4 protein-coding genes and 1 pseudogene are annotated in these 4,783 nt (G+C 49.0%); 4 read left to right on the top strand and 1 reads right to left on the bottom strand.

The window, feature by feature from the left end:
* The first annotated feature begins 182 nt into the window (after positions 1-182).
* The 3 genes from ACY69O_RS07600 to ACY69O_RS07610 are packed head-to-tail and all read left to right on the top strand — an operon-like array spanning position 183 to position 2,790.
* The gene (locus tag ACY69O_RS07600) at positions 183-1,217 is read left to right on the top strand and encodes a hypothetical protein (RefSeq protein ID WP_462332868.1); all 1,035 of its coding nucleotides are present in this window, start codon (positions 183-185) and stop codon (positions 1,215-1,217) included.
* Positions 1,218-1,237: 20 nt separating this feature from the next.
* Positions 1,238-2,170 carry a homoserine O-acetyltransferase MetA gene (gene metA, locus ACY69O_RS07605; RefSeq protein ID WP_462332869.1) on the top strand — a complete coding sequence of 311 codons (933 nt, stop codon included), beginning with the start codon at positions 1,238-1,240 and terminating at the stop codon, positions 2,168-2,170.
* Between the two features lie 59 nt (positions 2,171-2,229).
* A complete protein-coding gene (locus ACY69O_RS07610; RefSeq protein WP_462332870.1) occupies positions 2,230-2,790 on the top strand; it encodes a hypothetical protein in 561 nt (186 codons plus the stop codon).
* Between the two features lie 80 nt (positions 2,791-2,870).
* On the opposite strand, the gene ACY69O_RS07615 is transcribed toward ACY69O_RS07610, so the two are convergent.
* The gene (locus ACY69O_RS07615) at positions 2,871-4,226 is read right to left on the bottom strand and encodes an alanine/glycine:cation symporter family protein (RefSeq protein ID WP_462332871.1); all 1,356 of its coding nucleotides are present in this window, start codon (positions 4,224-4,226) and stop codon (positions 2,871-2,873) included.
* Positions 4,227-4,547: 321 nt separating this feature from the next.
* On the opposite strand from ACY69O_RS07615, the pseudogene ACY69O_RS07620 reads away from it, so the two are divergent.
* Positions 4,548-4,783: pseudogene (locus ACY69O_RS07620) on the top strand (hypothetical protein); the annotation flags it as partial.

Below are 4,783 nucleotides of genomic sequence, written 5' to 3' on the forward strand. Positions count from 1 at the left end.
ACGGCATTCTTCTGGCACGGCTGGCAGGTATTCTCGACCGCATTGAACTGCCGGGAAAATCCTAACTGTATGTCAGGCATGGACATTTTCCGAATGATTTCTCATGTGCAGCGTTAGGGAATATTGCCGATGTATGGTATAATAGTAATGCTGTAAATGGTACTGTACGGAGGAGGATTGTTATGAAACGAACCCCGATGTTTTTTGGATGTGTACTCGGATGCTGCCTTTTCAGTATGCAGGCTGCTCCCCTGGATATGCCGTTTGACCCGGGACCTGTTTTGGCCGTTGCGGAAGCTGCTGCTTCCAAAGACCAATGGGTTCTTATCGGGGAGGACGCAAAATACGGCAAATACTTTGCCCCCTCCAATGTGCAGATTGTCAGCCGCGTCAATGGTATTCCTACGAGAATTTCCGCGTGGATTAAGACGACGTATTCGCCTGAGGGCGCGCAGGAGACTGTAGACAACTACGAGATTCAGGCGAGTATTCCGAATCCGGCTGTTCTTTCGTACAGCCTCGCGCTCGTTGAAGTGAATCCGCAGCTTCGTACTATAGAGTACGCGCAGGAGAATTTTTACGACGCCGGCGGCAATGTTATCTGGTCAAAGGTTTACACCGAACGCACCGTAAAAGAAATCAACAGTCAGTCCTATGATGAGGATTACTACATCGCGCTTGTTGATACGGTGTTCCACCATGGAGAAAAGCAGCGTGCCGTGGCATCTGACCGCTGGATTACGCTGTGGAAATCGACCTCCCCGGGAGGTTCATCCTCCTCGGCACTGGCGGATACAACAACCATGCGTCAGCGCGGTGACAATGTTGTTTACTGGGAATGGATGGAGACAAAGGACAAGGCCGGAAATGTAACAGAGGTCAAGTTCATGAAAAAGGCAATGAATGTCGTGCAGGGAACACAGCGCGTCATTGAGTGCAAGGAGTGGTCGCCGGCCAAAGGCTGGCAGGACCTCAAAGCCGAGCTGGACGGTCTCTATTACCCCATCGCGCAGAACAGCGCGGAAGCCAATGGACTTAAACGCATGCGTGCGTTTTCCAAGGGTTATCAGTACTGGCTCAACCGGTACCGAACAGATTTACCGTCTGCGGGAAGAAAGGACACGACAGGGTCTGCCGCTGGAACAGCATCGAATCCGGCCGCACATAAGGCCGAAACCTCGAGCGTTCCGGGAGCGGCTGCGGTTCCGCGGGCATAACAAAGGAGTTTTTTTCGTCAATGCCAATTAAAATACCGAATAATCTTCCGGCCGCACAGGTGCTTGACCGGGAAAATGTTTTTTACATGGATGCGGACCGCGCTTACGGACAGGATATCCGTCCGCTGAAGCTCTGCATTCTGAATCTTATGCCGGTCAAATCCGATGCGGAGACACAGTTCCTGCGTCTTTTGGGAAACTCTCCGCTGCAGGTCGAGGTTGATTTCATTTATACTGAGTCCTACGTTCCGCAGCACACGTCGCAGGAATACCTGACAGAGTTTTACGGAACCTTTGCAGAGGTCAGAAACAAGAAGTACGATGGATTTCTGATGACGGGAGCTCCGGTGGAGCAGATGCCCTTTGAAGAGGTGGCATACTGGGACGAGCTCTGTGAAATCATGGAGTGGAGCAAGACTCACGCCTTTTCTTCCTTCTATATATGCTGGGGAGCACAGGCGGGACTGTATTATCACTACGGCATTCCCAAATATCCGGTAGCGCCGAAGATTTTCGGTGTGTTCAAGCACCACCTGTGCGTTGAGCACGAAAAGCTTTTCCGTGGATTTGACGATGAGTTTTATGTGCCTCATTCACGCCATACTGAGTTCAGGCGCGAGGACATCGAAAAAGTGCCGGAGCTTACTATTATGGCAGAGGCAGAACAGCCGGCAGGCGTTTACTGCGTGGCTGATTTGAATGAGAATCAGTTCTTTATTTCGGGGCACGCGGAGTATGACCCCATGACACTTAAAGGCGAATACGACAGGGATAAAAAAGAGGGATTGGATATTCAGGTACCCTGCAATTATTATCCGGATAATGATCCTACTAAAATGCCTATTGTCAGATGGCGTTCCGTGGCAAACTTGTTATTTGCGAACTGGCTGAACTATTACGTTTACCAGGAAACACCGTACGAGCTCGACAGGATTCACAGAGATTCCGACTGAGCGCGGCGTCCTTGCGGAAAAAGGGACATGACAGGAAAAGAAAACTGGGAGTGGGTTTAATGAAACCTTGTATAAAGAATCTCGCGCTGGCGGCGTTTTTGGGTTGTGCCGTCTGTGCACCTGTGCAGGCGCATGCTGCAGAGATGGTTGTACCTGAAGATATATATGAATGGGTACAGTCCTCATCCCGTATGAATTATTATTTCAATAAACAGGAAATCCGTTATGGCACGGATAAATCAGGAAAACTCGACCATAACACATTGAAGGTTCCTGTTCTTAAAACGTATGATGACGTGCAGATTGAGGATGTGCTTGTAAAACGCAAATGGAGACAGGAGCCCACGGACGGCTATGAGGATATCGCGGGCGAGGCTGACTACCTTGTCATCAATATCTCGAAAAAGACCGTAACGATAGAGCACGTAGACCTTCTGGATTCGCAGATGTGGGCTATCGAGCGCAAATCGCCAAACGAGACCATGGAGCTTGAGAAGATGTCCGATAAAAACAAGGACGGCATCTTCTATAACGCGATTTTGAAGTATGAAGCAAAGCACCGTGACGAAATCATGAAAAATTCAAAGGAAAAACTGAAGCACAAGGCTGCCAACGAATAACTTTCAAGGAAGCTTGTGTGTAATAGAAAGCCCCCGTAAGTCATAAGCTGACTTACGGGGGCTTTGTGGTTCATGGAAACTTAGTCGTTTCCGCCATTTTTCAGATGTTCAAGATAAGCTTCTGTTTCGTGGACTATAACACCTGCAAGTGCGATAAGAGCAATAAGGTTAGGTATAGCCATGAGACCGTTTACGATATCCGCAAGAGTCCAGATAGCGTCCAGCTTCAGATAAGCACCGGAAGCAACAAGAACTATGAAGATGATGCGGTACGGCATAACACCCTTGGTGCCGAAAAGGTAAATGCAGGCACGCTCGCCGTAATAATTCCAGCCGAGAATCGTCGTGAAGGCGAAGAGTGCGAGAGAAACCGTCAGAAGAATAACGCCTGCGTGACCATATGCGGAAGCAAATGCGTCCGTTGTCATCATCGCGCCGGCAGAAGTACCCTTCCACACGCCCGTGAGGACGAGGGCGAGGCCCGTCATGGAGCAGATGATGATGGTATCAATGAAGGTACCTGTCATTGAGATAAGACCCTGCTCGGCAGGCCATTTCGTCTTTGCAGCCGCTGCGGCAATCGGAGCGGAGCCGAGACCGGACTCATTGGAGAAGATACCGCGTGCGATACCCTTTTGCATTGCCATCATGATAGTGGAGCCTGCAAAACCGCCTGCAGCCGCTTCTCCTGTGAAAGCACTGCGGACAATAAGCGCGATGGCATCCGGTACAGCACTGAGATTCATAAGAATAAGGCCGATGCTGACAACTACATAAATGATAGCCATGAACGGAACGATTTTGCCTGCAACGCGGGCAATATTCTTAAGACCGCCGATAGTGATAGCGGCTACAAGAATAGTAATAATTGCGTCTGTAATCCATACAGGAAGGCCGAAAGCAATCTTCATACTGTCTACGATTGCGTTGACCTGCGGGAAAGTACCGATACCGAAGAATGCTACAAGAATGCATGCGAAAGCGAAGAATGCAGCCATGGGCGCCCACTTTTCACCCATGCCGTTTTTGATGTAAAACATCGGGCCGCCGGCAATCTCGCCCTTTTCATCAACACTGCGGTATTTTACTGCCAAAAGACCTTCGGCGTATTTAGTAGCCATTCCGAAGAAGGCTGCTACCCACATCCAGAAAACTGCGCCCGGTCCACCGAGCTTTACAGCTGTTGCTACACCGACAATATTTCCTGTACCGACCGTAGCGGCCAGAGCAACGCAGAGCGCTTTGAAGCTTGATACATCGCCTTCACCGTTGTTCTTTGCCTTGAATATGAGTTTCAGGGCAAGAGGCAGGCGGAATACCTGCAGCAGGTTAAGACGCAGAGTGAGATAGATGCCCGTGCCCAGAAGTAAAACAATTAAAGGCACGCCCCAAAGGAGGTCATCAATCTCTGTGAGTACACTATTAAGTGCTTCCATGGACAAATCCCCTCTCAGTCCGCTGTACACGGACATTCGTATTTAATTAAAGCCATCATACTTTATAAATATGTCTTCCGTCAAGAGACTTTTATAATTTTATTCAAATTTTTCATCGTGTATACAAAACAGACAAAAAAATACCGGACGGAAGCCCGTCCGGTTAAGAAAAAATAAGTGCTTTTGAGTTGGCTGCTTGAGCCTATACCCATTATAAGGGCAGTGTGTAAATCTGTCTATAGGAAAAAGGGGCTTTTAAGCAGGAAATTTTCAGAAAGTGGAGAAATAATAGAAAAAGACAACACAAAAGGGGGAATCATCGTGATTAAAAAACTTTTCAGCCTGCTGCTGGCGGCAGTCTTCTTTGTGCAGACAGCGGGCATTGCGGCAGCTGCTGAGCCGGATACCATGCAGGCGAAGCTGGAGGTCGTTGAAAAGACGGCTTACGGAGGTATACAGACAGGAGCTCTCCTGGACAGGGTTTCAAAGCTTGAAAAGGATTTTTCGACATCTCAGCCGAAGCAGAGTGTCATGCAGCGTGTGGACAGTCTGTATGA

The organism is Schwartzia sp. (in: firmicutes) (genome assembly GCF_978017985.1).

Excerpts from the sequence above, each read along its gene's own strand:
- ACY69O_RS07615 (WP_462332871.1), bottom strand. The coding sequence starts at position 4,226 with ATGGAAGCACTTAATAGTGTACTCACAGAGATTGATGACCTCCTTTGG.
- metA (WP_462332869.1), top strand. The coding sequence starts at position 1,238 with ATGCCAATTAAAATACCGAATAATCTTCCGGCCGCACAGGTGCTTGAC.
- ACY69O_RS07610 (WP_462332870.1), top strand. The coding sequence starts at position 2,230 with ATGAAACCTTGTATAAAGAATCTCGCGCTGGCGGCGTTTTTGGGTTGT.
- ACY69O_RS07600 (WP_462332868.1), top strand. The coding sequence starts at position 183 with ATGAAACGAACCCCGATGTTTTTTGGATGTGTACTCGGATGCTGCCTT.